This window comes from Pseudoalteromonas sp. SR41-8 (genome assembly GCF_014163915.1).
GTDB lineage: Bacteria > Pseudomonadota > Gammaproteobacteria > Enterobacterales > Alteromonadaceae > Pseudoalteromonas > Pseudoalteromonas rhizosphaerae.
Map to the genome: position 1 here is coordinate 1 of NZ_JACJEE010000055.1, position 16,016 is coordinate 16,016.

General features: G+C 38.7%; 14 protein-coding genes and 1 pseudogene. 12 read left to right on the plus strand and 3 right to left on the minus strand.

The genetic code is table 11. From position 1 onward, the window contains the following. Nucleotides 1-273 precede the first annotated feature (273 nt). The 8 genes from H5162_RS20600 to H5162_RS20635 all read left to right on the plus strand — a co-directional run bounded on the left by H5162_RS20600 (nucleotide 274) and on the right by H5162_RS20635 (nucleotide 10,715). Nucleotides 274-1,713 (plus strand): hypothetical protein, encoded by a 1,440-nt coding sequence (locus H5162_RS20600; RefSeq protein ID WP_182779403.1) that lies wholly within the window; start codon nucleotides 274-276, stop codon nucleotides 1,711-1,713. A gap of 67 nt (nucleotides 1,714-1,780) precedes the next feature. After that, complete coding sequence (locus tag H5162_RS20605; RefSeq protein ID WP_182779404.1) at nucleotides 1,781-2,809, plus strand: IS110 family transposase; 1,029 nt, start codon at nucleotides 1,781-1,783, stop codon at nucleotides 2,807-2,809. Nucleotides 2,810-3,118: 309 nt separating this feature from the next. Further along, nucleotides 3,119-3,535: a hypothetical protein gene (locus tag H5162_RS20610; protein ID WP_145241528.1), complete on the plus strand. Its 417-nt coding sequence runs from the start codon at nucleotides 3,119-3,121 to the stop codon at nucleotides 3,533-3,535. Between the two features lie 172 nt (nucleotides 3,536-3,707). Continuing rightward, complete coding sequence (locus H5162_RS20615; RefSeq protein WP_182759720.1) at nucleotides 3,708-4,502, plus strand: trypsin-like serine protease; 795 nt, start codon at nucleotides 3,708-3,710, stop codon at nucleotides 4,500-4,502. 123 nt (nucleotides 4,503-4,625) lie between these two features. Next, nucleotides 4,626-4,871: a hypothetical protein gene (locus tag H5162_RS20620; RefSeq protein ID WP_182779405.1), complete on the plus strand. Its 246-nt coding sequence runs from the start codon at nucleotides 4,626-4,628 to the stop codon at nucleotides 4,869-4,871. 709 nt (nucleotides 4,872-5,580) lie between these two features. After that, nucleotides 5,581-6,102 carry a hypothetical protein gene (locus H5162_RS20625; protein WP_145241529.1) on the plus strand — a complete coding sequence of 174 codons (522 nt, stop codon included), beginning with the start codon at nucleotides 5,581-5,583 and terminating at the stop codon, nucleotides 6,100-6,102. Between the two features lie 478 nt (nucleotides 6,103-6,580). Continuing rightward, the gene (locus H5162_RS20630) at nucleotides 6,581-7,471 is read left to right on the plus strand and encodes a hypothetical protein (protein WP_182779406.1); all 891 of its coding nucleotides are present in this window, start codon (nucleotides 6,581-6,583) and stop codon (nucleotides 7,469-7,471) included. Between the two features lie 715 nt (nucleotides 7,472-8,186). Further along, nucleotides 8,187-10,715 (plus strand): excinuclease ABC subunit UvrA, encoded by a 2,529-nt coding sequence (locus tag H5162_RS20635; protein ID WP_182779408.1) that lies wholly within the window; start codon nucleotides 8,187-8,189, stop codon nucleotides 10,713-10,715. A gap of 34 nt (nucleotides 10,716-10,749) precedes the next feature. Here the strand turns inward: H5162_RS20635 and H5162_RS20640 are convergent, their stop codons facing one another. After that, nucleotides 10,750-11,019, minus strand: coding sequence for a transglutaminase family protein (locus tag H5162_RS20640; protein WP_145241534.1), 270 nt, complete (start codon nucleotides 11,017-11,019; stop codon nucleotides 10,750-10,752). A 433-nt stretch (nucleotides 11,020-11,452) separates the two neighbouring features. Then, entirely contained in the window at nucleotides 11,453-12,232 is a 780-nt protein-coding gene (locus H5162_RS20645) for a hypothetical protein (protein WP_182779407.1), read from the minus strand. A gap of 2 nt (nucleotides 12,233-12,234) precedes the next feature. On the opposite strand from H5162_RS20645, the pseudogene H5162_RS21535 reads away from it, so the two are divergent. Further along, nucleotides 12,235-12,625: pseudogene (locus H5162_RS21535) on the plus strand (transposase); the annotation flags it as partial. A gap of 38 nt (nucleotides 12,626-12,663) precedes the next feature. Here H5162_RS21535 and H5162_RS20650 read toward each other — a convergent pair. Continuing rightward, a complete protein-coding gene (locus H5162_RS20650; protein WP_145241538.1) occupies nucleotides 12,664-13,557 on the minus strand; it encodes a LysR family transcriptional regulator in 894 nt (297 codons plus the stop codon). Nucleotides 13,558-13,674: 117 nt separating this feature from the next. Between H5162_RS20650 and H5162_RS20655 the strand changes: the two genes are divergently transcribed. From H5162_RS20655 to H5162_RS20665, 3 genes are all read left to right on the plus strand, one after another. After that, nucleotides 13,675-14,322 carry a DsbA family protein gene (locus tag H5162_RS20655; RefSeq protein WP_182731890.1) on the plus strand — a complete coding sequence of 216 codons (648 nt, stop codon included), beginning with the start codon at nucleotides 13,675-13,677 and terminating at the stop codon, nucleotides 14,320-14,322. 67 nt (nucleotides 14,323-14,389) lie between these two features. Next, entirely contained in the window at nucleotides 14,390-15,271 is an 882-nt protein-coding gene (locus tag H5162_RS20660) for an MBL fold metallo-hydrolase (RefSeq protein WP_182731891.1), read from the plus strand. Between the two features lie 208 nt (nucleotides 15,272-15,479). Continuing rightward, nucleotides 15,480-15,866 carry a nuclear transport factor 2 family protein gene (locus H5162_RS20665; protein WP_149982971.1) on the plus strand — a complete coding sequence of 129 codons (387 nt, stop codon included), beginning with the start codon at nucleotides 15,480-15,482 and terminating at the stop codon, nucleotides 15,864-15,866. Nucleotides 15,867-16,016: the final 150 nt, after the last annotated feature.

Sequence of the window (16,016 nt, forward strand, 5' to 3'; positions counted from 1 at the left end):
AAATCCTCTTTTTATATTTTACGTAAAATCGAAGTAACCGATTGAATCAAAATAGGAACTCGGCTATGGTTAATGCATCAATAAAAATAAATTAAAAACGAGTTATTCTACAGCCTCGTTAAGTGTTCAAGGACGGTTCTATATATTTATTGAGTTTTTTCTATATCGCCTGTAAAATCAAATGCTTCTACGGGAGTGCCGAGGAGGCTTTCATTACAATGTAGTGAACGCGGGTTCGAGTCCCGCACTCTCGACCCAATTTGAGGCTATATAATGTCTTACAAAAGTATCTTCTCTTGGAAAGTCACAGTAAAGCTTCCAGAATCCACACAAACATATAAAAAATCAAATAAACTCTTCAATGTGAGAACTGGTCACTCCTTTATTAAGGGCATTGGTGGGCTTTCATCTTATGATTTTTGTCCGACCGTACTAGATCCAACAAATGTATTCCACAATGCTCTAAACAAAATAAAAAAAAATACTGGATTTAAAGGCCGTAGATTTCCTTATGAAAATGCTGAAGGGGCAAGATTAAACGCAAATATACGACTTTTTGGTGAGGATTTAGTAGTAATAACTTTTGATTTATCTACTGTTGTTGAATCAAATATAGATGAAATATTCGATTTACAGAATATCTCGTCTCATAAGCATCCTTATGAACTCGTTAGGCATATTTGTGGTTTAGTTCTTTCTGGTAATATAACTGGTTATGAGCCAATATCATCACCTAAAGTATATCCATGTGTAAAAACTACGATTTTTGGTGGAGATGATCAGTGGATATCAGATAGTAAAGCTGTCGAAATTATCACTAGGCATTTAGAGCCTACCCAAAGTATTGTTAATAAAGTTATCGATAAAAATCATAATCATCAGTTAGATAAAAGTCATATTTTATTAGATAGGCAGGGGGTCTTCTATAGGATTCCACAAAGCCTTGTTAATAGTAATTCAGTTGATAAAAAGTTTTTGGGTACGTGTAATTTATTTGAGTATGCTATAGCTATATCAATACTGTTGAATGAAAGTTATATCGACAATCTTGGCAAGGAAGAGCTGGTATTTCTAAACGAATTAATCTTCGAACCAGAAATTTTGTTTTTAAATAGTGTTACATCATTGGAAACATGGAAGTTATTAAAAGATGAATTTCGTTTAACTTCTCTAATGACTAAAGCCTTAAACGGTTTACAAGAGCAACCAAAAGAAATTGGAAAGTTGCGTTCTATATTATCCTGGATTAAATCTGTTTCACCAGAGTCTAAAACTGGAGTATTAATTATGTTGGTGGTAAGTGGCTTATATTGGGGCTTCAGCCAGAGTATTTATTTTCCAAAATTCAAAAAATTATTCTCAACACCAGATATTAATATCATAAAGCCAGTCGATACAAGTAAAGTAACTTCCACTAATGGTAAGGTTTATATTGACTGGGAAGAAGTCGACGGAGCAAAAGACTACGTAATATCGCTTGAAGTTTTAGACTCTGGAAAGTGGAGTATACCAAGCATTGATCATAGAACTATTGAGCAAAAAACAGAATACGATGTAACGGTTACAATAAATAATTCTTATCAATTCAAAGTTAAAGCAAGAGATAATGTGGGCGATGTAATAGCAGAATCTAATTACTCTTCTTTTCGAGTGACTGAAGCTAAATCAAAAGAAAAAACAAAGTTACAAAATAAAGTAAAGACCAATAAATGAACACTTAACAAGATAATTGGACTCCCAACCTCTACACTGAAGTAGAAATTATTTTCGGAGTTCAAGTATGAATAAGTTAAGAATAGGTGTCGATTTAGCTCATAAATTAATACAAGTTTGTAGTTCTACAAATAATAAAGTGCACTCAAATAATGAGATGACACTGCAACAATTTAGTGAGTACTTGGCGTCGCTTAGTCCTTCAACGATTATTTTTGAAGCCTGTGCGAGTGCCAATTATTGGCATCAATTTGCAACTTCACTTGGTCATAATTCCTTATTAATATCTGCACGATTAGTCATGTCTGTTCGTCAAAGTCAAAAAACAGATAAAAATGATGCTTTGGCTGTTTTACAAGCATCGTTGTTACCAGATGTTCACTTTATTACTGCAAAATCAATTAATGAACAGCAAGCGCAATCAATGCTTAAATTGAGAGAGCACAGTGTTAAACAAAAAGTAGCGCTTAAAAATCAACTCTCTGGTTTACTACGTGAATTTAATATAAGCAGTGGTCGCTCAATATGTCAGTTTGTCGGTACTATTCAAGATGCATTAGAAAATGCCGAAAATGGGTTTTGTGATGCATTTAGAAAAATGCTTAAAGTATCATTGGATTTATATTTAACGTTAACTGAAGCAATTGCTGCCTATGATTTAGCATTGGCTAAATGGATTGACGAAACACCAAGCTGTAAAAAATTAATGCGACTAGAAGGGGTTGGGATCTTAAATGCTATTCATCTTTTTATTAATTTGTCGTCGGGTGAATTAGCCAGGTTTAAAGCAGGCAAAGATGCCGCTGCTTGTATCGGTTTGACACCGACTCAACATAGCTCAGGTGGTAAAGTAAGTTTAGGTAAAATAAGTCGACGTCGAAATACAACATTACGTAGTTTACTCATTACAGGTGCAATGGCTGTGATCCAACAAGTTATTAAACGAGAGCCAAAAACAAGTAAAGAACGCTGGCTGAAAGCGTTAATAGAACGACGAGGGAAAAAGTGTGCAGCTGTCGCATTAGCCAATAAAACGGTTAGAACCGCTTTTTCTTTAATCAATAATAAAACAGAATATAAAGCTGTTTTATTATAAAAAATCAATCATCATTTTTAGCTGAATTAATAACATGTTAGATGACACAGTATAGTCACAAGAGCGAAAAGCTCGTTAACAAGAAGAGTGCTCTAACACGCGAAATTATCTTGGAGTCGAGGTAGCGCCTCATTTAGAACTCGTACATAAGAAAGCGAATATATTTAGTTAAAATAGTTGTTGATAAATGGGAGTCCACATAAGAGAATAAATAGTGATTCTCTTTAGTTTGTCATTTTTAGTTGCAAACAGCGCAATAAAACTGCCAAACTAGCTCACACATTATTCAGGCGTTTAGTGCTAAAAAATATGAGTGCTATCGAATATACAAATGATGGATTCAGGCTGTCTCTTGAGCCACTAGAGATTGAGGGGCGAACTAGTTCTATTGCATTTTCTATTGAAATAGAACTTAAAACCAAACCGGATGACAACCCTCTTTCCCAAAGCATGAAATTTAACTATCCTCATGTCTGGATTGAAACGGATGAACTTGATCGGTTTGAGAAAGAATTAAGTCAGATTCAAGAAGCAACACTTAGAGATATGAGTGATTATGTCTTATTTGCAGTACGTGGGTCGGATGCATCCACAGAATTAGAAATAAATCCTAGAGATGAGCGCATGTCGTCAAGCGCAGCAAATATCAACTCCATATTGTTGTTGGCTCCACGGGTCAAGAAGGGGCTGGCTAATACATTTAAAGAGTATCCCAAATGGTGGTGAAAGCACTTATCAAAAGGCTGCACCTGACATTTTTTGCTACGCTCAATTGTGTATGTCGCGTAGCTCAATTTTACACAATTGCTCAACGCTAAAACTGCAGGTGAGCTTGGCGATATACCTCAAAGAATAAACTTCTTCGCAAGTCTAATAAAAACATAAATAGGGAAATTAAATGAAAGTCATTCAATATATATACTTAGCCTGCATACTAATATTTTCCTTCGATAGTTTGGCGATAGTCGTTCGCCATGATGTTCAAGCTAGCAAGTATGAATTAGAAAAAACACCATCGTTTTTCGTCGATATGCCAGATGGCGGGCATGGTGCTTTGATAGCTCCTAATTGGGTCGTGACGGTAGCACACCTTTTACCACCAAATATTATTGATAAAACACTACAAATCGGCGAATACGAAGTTGAAGTTGAAAAGGTAATCATCCATCCCGGTATAACGGATATTCCTGAGAGCATGTTAAGTGGGGACGCTTCTGATTTAATGGACTTTATGATGACTGCCCACGATATTGCTTTAGTAAAGTTAAGTTCTGACTTACCAGATAGCGCCCCCATTGACATATATTCTGAAAACAAAGAGCTCAACCAAGTAATAACAGGGTATGGCAGAGGGACAACGGGAAATGGTATAACTGGTTCTATTCAAGGAACTCAGGGAAAATTTAGACTTCTGCAAAATAGAATTGAAGAAGCCCATACTAATTGGTTATCAATCACTTTTGACTCCGGTGAAAAAGCTCTTGACCTTGAAGGGATTGACGGTTCCGGTGATAGCGGTGGCCCTTTGATTATGGCCGTTGAAGGAAAAAACTATTTAGTTGCCTTGTTTAGCTGGGACTATATTGAGGGAAATTTAGAAGAGTTTGCGGCTGGTCATTACGGAAAAAAGTCTTACCAGGTCAGAATTTCTACTTATAGTGATTGGATCAGAAAAACCATGTCCGAAAACTAAATAACGGTATATAACAATTTACTCAAAAGGACGTAAAACGCTTGGCTTGCGCTCCTTCGTCGCTAAGTTTAGCCAAGCATTTTACGCCCATTAGTAATGCGTTATGTTGGCATTGGAAATCTCATGGATTATCTCGCTCTTTTAGGTTTTGGAATTGCCGGATTGTATATTTGGTTTGCACCGACAGAAAGATTATTAAAAAATGATTATGGTTTAGCCAAAATATATTATTGGAGAGCCAAGGATAAAGATGTAGGTTTAAAAAAAGCACGCGAGTATTACACCAAGCTAGGTAAAATCTTTGTTTTTGTGTCAATCGCTGGTCTTTTAATAAAGCTATTCTTTGTCTTGTTGTCGTCTGCAACATAACATATATGAGCCTTAACTCTGTCAATAGACACTAGTATTCTTTTTGACCGTTTTTATAAATGGACGGTCAATTCTAAATCAATAAACAAATTCGTTTACTTCGTCTGTTGATGTGGCTGTTAAGCAAGTAGCTTACGGTAAACACATATAGGCGCGTTACGCAGTAATCGATTATTGCGACCTCATCGCAGCTAGGTTTTTCCCATATCCTTTTGGGATAACTGGGGCACTACTACTAAATGGATTTAGAAGGTAGAGCGAAGCTGGATGTCAGACAGTGCCGAGACATTCATCGGTTAATCTCATCATGGCACTATTCAAGCTGGCTGATTTCATTATTGGTAAAAGCATGAGCAGTTGACCTTACGTGGACAAATAGAAGTGAATGCCTTCACTTCATTCTGCGGTAACTGTATTGTTTAGTTCATAATATAGAAAGGCTGTAAAACACGATACATTAATAAAGGTAAGCTGCTACCTCTGCAAATAAGCCACTTAAACACCTGCAATCCCTTCCAAAATGCTAATTAAAACAACACCTAGTCCTCTTTTTATATTTTACGTAAAATCGAGGTAACCGATTGAATCAAAATAGGAACTCAGCTATGGTTAATGCATCAATAAAAATAAATTAAAAACGAGTTATTCTACAGGCTCGTTATGTTTACATTCGTAGCTTGATGGCTATGTTGATATCAAAGAGAGAAGTATGAAATTATTATATGTATTTATGTTATTTATCATTACTGGTAATTCACAGGCAGAAGAATTAAAAAAAATCGAAGCGCTTGGTGGAAAAGTGTCAATTCTTGCCCCACAAAACTTTGGGAAAATGCCTTCTGATATTCTAGAAATAAAATACCCGGCATCAAGAAGACCTAGTGAAGTATTAAGTGATAAAACGGGAGGTGTAACATTAGCCTTTAATCACACAAACAACGCAATGCAACCATCACAAGTTAAAGATGCTCACAAATCCATATCCAAAATGTTTCATAGCATGTACCCGTCAGCAACTTGGTTAAGAGATGAGGTAATTGTTCAAAATGGTAAAACCTTTATGGTTATGGAATTAATCACTCCCGCAATAGATACCAAAATCCATAACATTATGTACGGCACTTCTGTTGATGGGCGTTTTTTATTAGCGGCATTTAATACTACCACTGAACAGGCTGACGAGTGGTTACCTATAGGTAAGAGAATAATGACTTCACTGTCTATAAAGTAAACATAACACATATGAGCCTTAACTCTATCAATAGGCACTAGTGTTTTATTTGACCGTTTTTATTCAGTGACGGTCAATTCTAAACCAATAAACAAATTCGTTTACTTCGTCTGTCTATGTGGCTGTTAAGCAAGTAGCTTATGGCAAATACATATAAGGGTCGCTGCGCAATAATCCTTACGTTATTAGCACAGCATTTACTTATACTCCTTTAAAGCGCAGCGCCTCTTAACCTATTTGTGAATAATTCAATTAAAAGTTTTTTGCACAAAGAGCAGAGAAAGAGAAGTAAATGAGGGTTATTTTAAAGGCTAATATCAGCATGCGTAAAACACGACGCATTAATAAAGGTAAGCCCTTATCACCTCAAATAAGCCACTCAAACACTTTTCAAAACGCCAATTAAAGCAACAGCAAATCCTGTTTTATATTTTATGTGAAAGTCAGTTGTCGATTGAATCAAAATAGGAACTTGGCTATGGTTTATGCATCAATAAAAATAAAAACGAGTAATTTTGCAGGCTCGTTAACCTTACTGAGATTATTTATCAGAATTATGCGAAATTTTTCTAAAATTCATCTACTAACAATACTTGTATTTGGGATATTGTCATTTAAAACACTTGCCCACGACCAACCAGGTGCCTACGAAATAATTAATCTTGCTGATGATTTTTACTCTGTATATCAGTCAAGCAAAAAGTTATCCCCTGAAAAGAGAGCAGAGCGGTTTTCACAATATTTTACCACTCAGTTTGAACCCTTTTATAGTAATAAGAACTTTGTTAAATCCATTGAAAGTTTCAGTGAGATAGAAAAAGTATACTTATTAAAAAGCAATCAGCTATCTAAGGATTTAAATGGCAGCATGGAGTCATTTATTGCTATTTTTGCAGATTTTAAATCTGAAACACCAATATATATACTTCATTCGCTCGGTAGGTTTAATGGTGCAACACGTGATTTGAAGGGTAAGTCTTACTTAATGTTTGGTGTAGATCTAATGGCTAAATACTATAACTGGAATAATGACACCCCATTTTTTCATCATGAGTTATTTCATGTCTATCATGAAAACTTTTTTCAATGTAATGATGAACTCTGGTGCTCGCTTTGGACTGAGGGCTTAGCAACGTATGTGTCACACCAGTTGAATTCGTCCGCGAGTAATGATGAATTGATGCTAAACATACCTGACAGTATGATTAAAAATGTCCGCTCTAGACTGCTTTATTCGCTTACTGATCTTAAGAGAAAGTTTTACTCCAAAAACCCTGAAATATATTCTTCATTCTTCAATTTCAGAAAGGATGAGACAAATTTGCCATATCGCAGAGGTTATTACTTAGGCTATATTTTAGTTAAATAAATAGGCAAAGATTACAGTATAGAAGAGTTGGCTAAAATGGAGAAAAAGACCGTAGAGCTATTATTACTAAAAGAACTTGATTCATTCATTGAATCGGAAGGCTAACAAATAATTAAACTGGGACTTAAAACAGTTTATTTTCTTCGTTCCTCAAAATTCTAACAAACTATTTTAAGCTCGTTAATGTCGATATTGGTGCGTCAGGCTAGGCTTGATCCATCTTACAGAGTGTAAGACCCTGTCGGGTAAGGTTTAACCAACCACCTGTATTGAGTTTTGCGCATTTGGCGGAGTGCGGGATTAGCAATGGCTTTTCAGCTGTGAAGACTGCACCACACGAACAAGATTGGTGAAGCGTACACAGAGAATTATAGGCATAGGGATTATCGTGATTCTGAAGTGCTGGTATCGCTCCGATAAATATTAGATCTGACTGACGAGGTTTGCAACCCCATCGAAGTCCATGCAAAACAGCCGTATTGGTAAGGCTATGGCGAGTCAGCGGGGTTTTAAAGCCGTGGCATGTATAAAGAGATGGTTTGAGATGTTATGGCTCTTTCATTAGGTAAGGAGTCAAGCCTGACTTATCCTGCCAAAATAAATTCATTCCAATCAATTTTGCTGAATAATTTTAGCCTTGCTAATTTATCATCAACCTCCATATCTATAAAATCGTAAGGTGGTTTTTTTATGCCAACACGCTACAAAAAAGGAGATAACAATCGTTCGACAAAAAAACAAACCTAGTCATATTGAGCCTGATGAATGTATCCAAGTTAGAGGTGCACGGGTTCACAACTTAAAAAACATCGATGTTGATTTGCCCCGTAATGCCTTGGTGGTTTTTACTGGTATTTCTGGCTCAGGAAAGTCGTCATTGGCCTTTGGCACTTTGTTTGCGGAATCTCAGCGTCGTTACCTAGATTCTGTTTCGCCTTATGCCCGTCGCTTGATTGATCAAGTAGAGGAGCCAGATGTTGATTCAATTGAAGGGTTACCGCCAGCAGTAGCACTGCAACAGCAGCGAGGAACTCCATCGGTGCGTTCATCTGTTGGTAGTGTTACCACGATTTCTAATGGCTTGCGCATGCTTTATTCCCGTGCAGGGCAATATCCAACAGGTCAAAATATACTTTACGCTGACGCCTTCTCGCCAAATACCCCAGAGGGCGCTTGTGAGCGATGCCATGGTATAGGTCGTGTATTTGAAGTGACAGAGAAGTCGTTGGTACCAGATGATAGCAAGACCATTAGGGAACGCGCTATCGCGGCATGGCCGCCAGCATGGCAAGGGCAAAATTTATTGCGTATTTTGATTGCATTGGGCTATGAAGTTGATACTCCCTGGAAAAAATTGCCACAAAAAACGCGGGATTGGATTTTGTTTACCGATGAAACCCCTGAAGTGCCGGTTTATCGAGACTACAATATTAGCCAAATACGAGAAGCAATTGATAAAGGGGAAAAGCCCAATTACATGGGGACCTATACAAGCGCCAAGCGTTTTATTTTGCAGTCATTTTCTACTACGCAAAGCCCGCGCACCAAAAAGCGGGTGTCGCAGTTTATGCAGATTTCTCAATGCCCCGAATGTCAGGGAAAAAAACTCAAACAAGCGTCACTGTCGGTTAAATTTGCTGGACTTGATATTGGTGAATTGTCGCAATTGACGCTGACTGAGTTGGCGTTGCGGTTAAAGGATACAGCTAATAACAAACCCGTTGATAACACCGTTAATCGAGAAAAAGCCATCGTCGCACAGCGTATCGCCAGCGATATTCTTACTCGTGTTGAAGCGCTTACTCGACTTGGTTTGGGCTATTTGTCGCTAGAACGTGGCACGCCCACGTTATCTCCGGGCGAACTACAGCGCCTGCGCCTTGCAACGCAGATCCGCTCTCAACTGTTTGGTGTCGTTTACGTATTAGACGAACCCTCAGCCGGTCTGCATCCCGCTGATACTCAAGCATTGCTAGGTGCCTTAGATGAATTAATCGCAGCCGGTAATTCAGTATTTGTGGTAGAGCATGATGTTAGCGTTATTCGCCATGCAGATTGGATTGTTGATGTAGGTCCCAATGCTGGAACCCATGGCGGAGAAATTATTTACAGTGGTCCGCTTGAGGGCTTGCGCGAGGTAACCGAGTCTCACACTGGTCGATTTGTGTTTAATAAAGATGACAATGCAGCACATAGACCAAGACAGCCGAATGCTTGGCTCAAATTAGTTCAGGTTAAGCGAAACAACCTGAAGAATATCGACATTGAGTTTCCGCTAGGGCTTATGACTAGCGTTACCGGTGTATCGGGTTCAGGAAAATCGAGTTTAGTCAGTCAGGCGCTGGTGGAGCTTGTGTCTGATGCCCTTGGTCAGCAAAATACCGTCGAGGCACCCAATGATGAGACTGATTTACTTGAGGAAGAATTAGAAATCGCCACCAGCGGTAAAATTGTTGATGGTATACAGCACATCCGACGTTTAGTGACCGTGGATCAGAAAGCTATTGGCCGCACACCACGCTCAAACCTTGCCACTTACACCGGTTTGTTTGATCATGTACGTAAGCTATTCGCCGCCACACCCAAAGCAAAAGCGAGGCGCTATAACGCAGGGCGTTTTTCGTTTAATGTAGCTAAGGGGCGTTGTTCGAATTGTGAAGGTGTAGGATTTGTGAGTGTCGAATTGTTGTTTTTGCCTAGTGTTTATTCGCCTTGTCAGGTATGCCAAGGGCAGCGTTACAATGATGAAACGCTTGATATTACTTATCGAGATAAAAATATCGCTGAAGTGCTTGATTTAAGCGTCGAAACTGCTCGTGAATTTTTTATGGATGAGCCTTTAATAGCGCGCGCTTTGGATGCCTTGTTGCAAGTGGGGCTCGGCTACTTAAGGCTTGGTCAGCCTGCAACCGAATTATCGGGCGGTGAAGCGCAACGGATAAAATTAGCTACTGAGTTGCAACGAGCGCAACGCGGTGACACTTTATATATTCTCGATGAACCCACTAATGGCCTTCATCCCGCAGATGTCGCTATGTTGATGTTGCAATTAAATGGTCTGGTAGACGCAGGTAACACCGTAATCATGGTTGAACACGATATGCAGGTCGCGAGCCGTAGTGACTGGGTCATTGATATTGGTCCTGGTGCGGGCGATGAAGGTGGGAATATTGTTGCTCAAGGACCACCGGCCAATGTCGCTAAGTCAAAGGCCAGCCAAACAGCACCCTTTTTGTCGCCTTAGCATTAGCCTGACTTTAGGTTATCGACGTTTTTCTTTACTTAAGTTGGTGATTAATTGCGATGTTGCGCTGCCCCGTATACCACCATAAATAGGCATGGTGTTTTCGGGGGGCGCTGGACGCGACAGCAAAGTGGGTATTATCAGTCAAAATACCATGGTTGGGGTTAAAACCTAACCAACCTGTACCAGGTAAAAAACCTCTGCCAAGCGTGCAGTTCATCGAAGGGGTTTCCATATCAAAATAGAAATAGCCGCTGACAAAACGCACGGCAATGCCAAAATGGCGCAGCAGATTAATTTGCATTTAAGACAAGTCAGTACAAGATCCTTTGTTAATTTTAAAGGTTTCATCAGCGGATAATGGTGGGCTATCTTCGCGATATTCAATACTAAAATCTTGGTGTATCTAGGTGATATAGAGCTTGAACGTCTCACTAAAAATCAGTGATATCTACTCATTTAAAAACGTTGTGTGAGTGATGATATAAAAAGGGATGATTTTTAATCTAAAAGAGCAAGCTTGGTAACACAGTTTTGGTTGCTCAATAAAAGTGGCTGTCTAGTTTGATTTTTTATGTTTTCTAAAAGAGTTGACTGAGACTATAACAACTAAAAGATAACCCACACTTACTATACAAAAAAGCTTCTGTACTAGTACAAAAGCTTTTCTTATTAAGATAAATTGAATCGAACTAAGCTGAAAATTCGATAAAGGTTTATCAAGCAAGCTTTAATCATTATGGGGTGAGCTGGTCACAGACTTCAAATGTGTGCTCAACAACATCATTTGAGTTAGCACGTAAATCTAATTGCCATTCTTCCTTACTATCATAATCTCCTTTTTCGGTGTTTTTTATCCAAGTAACAGGATAATCATCTGTATCAACACGATATAAAAAAGGTGCTAATAGTGAAAACTCACTGGTTTTGCCAATGGTAATTGTTTGAGAGCTATAGACGCGCTGATCTAATTCACCCCCCTCTAACGAGGAATCTAATGCATTAAATCTAAGCTCAAGCTCAGTAGGGCCACTATATCCTTCACAAGCAGTTATACCAATACGGACATTCTGCTTAATAAGTGCTGTTTTTGTTCCTAAGTCAATAATAAAGTGGTTGGCAGTTACCTGCTGATCTGTCACAACGTTAGCAAGTGCAAATGGAGAGCTATAACCCATAATGCTAAATTTCTTCTCTGCTCCTACGCCTATTACTGCTTGATAATAGCCATTATCATCCGTAGAGAAATATAAACTGTCTGTTATTGCTTCACTTGAAAAGAGAGCGACATTAGCGAGGCCGCGCCTTAAAGAATCAACCAAACGACCGCTAACAGTGCCAAGCCAGCTAACATCATGCATAGAAACAGCAATTAAAATCTGCTTTACAACCGTATTACCTGCATAGTCCGTTACACTAACCGAAGCAGTATAAGTACCAAAGGTTAGTGGCGTAAATGAGGTTATCGCTTCAGTGGTATTCGCTAGAGTTGAATTACTAAGTCTTTGTTTACTCAACAATAAGCAAGACACTCAGCCTAAAATTTGGTCATTGTATTTCCCTGTGTGTACGCCGTACTGTTTTATGCGGTGAAGACCGTTTTACAGGTCAGTCCTACGAGCACCGCAGAGGCTGGGTAAAAGATAAACTATTCGAATTGGCTAAGTAAGGTAGTTGCATTGATGTGTGTGCGTATGCAGTGATGAGTAATCACACGCATTTAGCACTTAAGTTGATGATAAAAAGCAAATAGACTTAATGACAAAGCTATAATTCTACGCTGGCATAAGCTGTGTAAAGCTACGTTATTGACGAAAAAGTATTTGCAAGATGTAAAATTGAGTAAAACAGAGCTCACCTTTTTGAATCAAACGATTGAGCAATACCACGAGCGTTTAAGTAGCATTAGCTGATTTATGCGCTTATTAATTTTAAGTTATTTATATTTTTAAGTGTCTGTTTTTTCAAAATGCGCAATTAGGCGCTCGAGTAACTTTCTAATCGCGATAGATTGATGTTTGCGAGAACGGTATATGGCGTAAATACCTAAGGACGCTGGCTCATAGTTGGGGAGCACATGAACCAGCTTTTTATCATTGATCAACTGTTGTACGGCATGTTTAGGTTGCAAAGAGATACCGCGTCCTTTGAGTGCTGATTGAAGTAAGAGCATTGATTCATTCGCACTGAAGTTGCCGGCGACTGAAGTAACAACCGCGAGTTCTTCTTTGCTGAAATGCCACAAACTTTTTCCAAAATTAGAATAAATTAAGCAATTATGTTTGGCCAAATCATCAGGGTAAACAGGGTAACCAAAACGATTTAGGTAATCTTCGGTGGCGCATAACACTGAGCGGCAACGACCCAGCGGGCGTGCAATGATATTGGGGTCTAAGTCGTTGGTAATACGTATTGCTAGATCGATTCTATCTTCAACTAAATTAGTTACTTGGTTACTGATATGAATATCTATATGTACTTTGGGATACTCATCTAAAAACTGATCAATTACTGCTGGCAATAAATTAGCGGCGACAAATTGAGAGCAAGAAATACGGATCGACCCTTCAGGTTGTGCGACATGATCTTGCTCTAAAGGGATAGACACTTGTTTGGCTAAATCTAATAACGACAGACAATTTACAAAAGCTTTTTCACCTGCGGCGGTGAGCGTGAGTTTACGCGTAGAGCGATGTAATAACTGACTATTCGCCCAACTTTCCATTTCGCTTAAGTACCTAGTTACCATCGAGCGCGACATATCTAACGAATGCGCTGCGCTGACCATACTACCTTGCTCGACAATTCTAACAAAGACTTGAGCTGCGGTGATCCTGTCCATTTTATTTCCTATATGTTCGATATATGCAATTAACTATTGCCTGTTGTGATGTTTATTGCAACATATTTGCAATTTATACTTGTTTCATAAATTTAATACTGCTGACAGGAAAATAAAATGAAGACCTTGCATTTCATTATGGATCCGCAGTGTGGTTGGTGTTATGCCGTCGCACCGCTGATTGATGAGCTCACTCAATTAACAACAATAGATATTAAGCTGTATGGCGGCGGCTTATTTTCAGGGGCTAATAAACGTCAGTTATCAGCTGATTTTCATCAGCAAATAATCGCCATGGATAACAGGATCACGAGTTTAACGGGGCAAGTATTTAGTCCAACTTATTATGAAACGTTATTAGATGATAAGCAGCGAATTTTAGATTCAGATACGCCGATCACGGCGCTATTAGCTGGTGGATCTTTAGGTCTTAATACTGTTGCCATGCTGCATAGAATGCAAGTTGATCAATTTGTACTTGGCCGTTCTCAGTCTGATATAGCTAATTTAGCTAACATAGCCACTCAACTTGGTGCTAGCTCTAGGGCTTTTTTAAATGCGTTTGACCTTTTTAGTGGCGAAAAAACGCAGCAGCAAATAATTAAAGCGCGGCAGATGTTGAATTTAGTTGGCGGTAGTGGGTTTCCAACACTTGCGTTTGAGCACAGCGATGGCGCATTTACTAAATTAGACCACTCGCGTTATTACGGTCAGCCACAGCAGTGGTTAGCTTATGTAAAACAATTAATTAATACGATTGATTAACCAATAATTTTACACGTTTAAAAACACCCAATTTACTCGCTAAATGAGCGACATTTTAGAGGCTACTATGACATTTTTATCTAAATTAATTCAGGCAAGCACGCTTGCTACAATGATGGCAGTATCTGCCAATGCGGTTAGTGCAACACTTGAAACCAGTGTGTTTAATCCACAACAAAAAAGCACGTTCCCAGTTAGTTCGGTGTTGATCAGCGGTCCAACCGAAGCGGTTTTAGTTGATGCGCAATTTCAGCGTAATGACGCACAATCAGTGGTTGAGTTGATTAAAAAATCAGGTAAAAAATTAACCACTATTTACATTAGTCATGGTGATCCTGACTATTATTTTGGCTTAGACGTGATCACCGAGGCCTATCCTGATGCTAAGGTATTATCAACTGCTAAAACCCGAGATTATATTAAAGCGTCAATGGCGCCTAAAAAGGCTTATTGGGGGCCAATTCTTAAAGAAAACGCACCGCAAAAACTAGTTTTGCCAGAAGTATTGCAAGGCGACACCTTATTGGTTGATGGTGAAAAAGTGAATATTGTTGGTCTTGACGGTCATGATCCAAAACATACTTTTGTATGGATCCCTTCGACTAAAACTATGTTGGGTGGTGTTGTGGTATTTAACAACATGCATGTTTTTTTAGCAGATACGCAAACACCTGAATCACGTCAAAGTTGGTATAAAACCCTTGATGTTATTAAGCAGCTGCATCCTAAAACTGTGATCTCTGGTCATATGTTAGGTGATAAGCCATTGACTATTGAAGCGGTGCACTTTACTCGCAAATACATTCAAGACTTTGAAGCTGCAGCCAAGTCTTCAGCTAATTCAAGTGAATTGATGAGTAAAATGAAAGCAAGCTATCCAAATATTGGCGGCGATAGCGTATTGGCGTTAAGTGCCAAAGTTATTATGGGCGAGATGCCTTGGGGCTAATTACTACAGCTTAAATTTATTTAGGGCTTTTCAAGCTGCTTGCAGTTTGAAAGGTCTGTTCAACTCTTTGTACAGGCTTCATTTCATGGGGGGAATTCCGCGAGTAATCACGATAGTAATGGCTTTGGCTATGCTTCAAGCATGCAGTACCACTGCCAAAATATCGTCATTAGAACATTACAATAGTTTTAATCTGGAGACTAAATCGATGACCAATCTTGATATTGTAAAAAGTACTTATGAAGGTAAGACCTCAGAAGAAAACGGTAAAAACCTCAAGCGTTATATAACAAACGAAACACAATGGACGGAAGCCGCTGGTTTTCCATATGCCGGAACCTACCAAGGCTTTGATGAAATTGAAAAAAATGTATTTGTACGGTTAGGCAGTGAATGGAATGGTTATAATTTTGCGGTAGAAGACTATGTTGCTGCTGGCGACAAGGTGTTTGCTTATGGTAGCTATAGCGGAACCAATAAAGCCACAGGCAAATTTTTTAAGGCCAGAGTCGCCCATTTATGGATACTCAAAGAGGGTAAGATCATCAGTTTTGAACAATTTGTTGATAGTAAAACCGTTAGCGATGTCATGTAAAAAAGTAGTTTTTTAATAACAACTACAAGTATGTTGTAGGTGCGCTTTTATTTCGTACTCTCGTGCATAAAAAAAGCGTTGCCAATAGGCAACGCTTAAGTTCAACTCTGTAGCACCTAGCACCTAGCACCTAGCACCTAGCACCTAGCA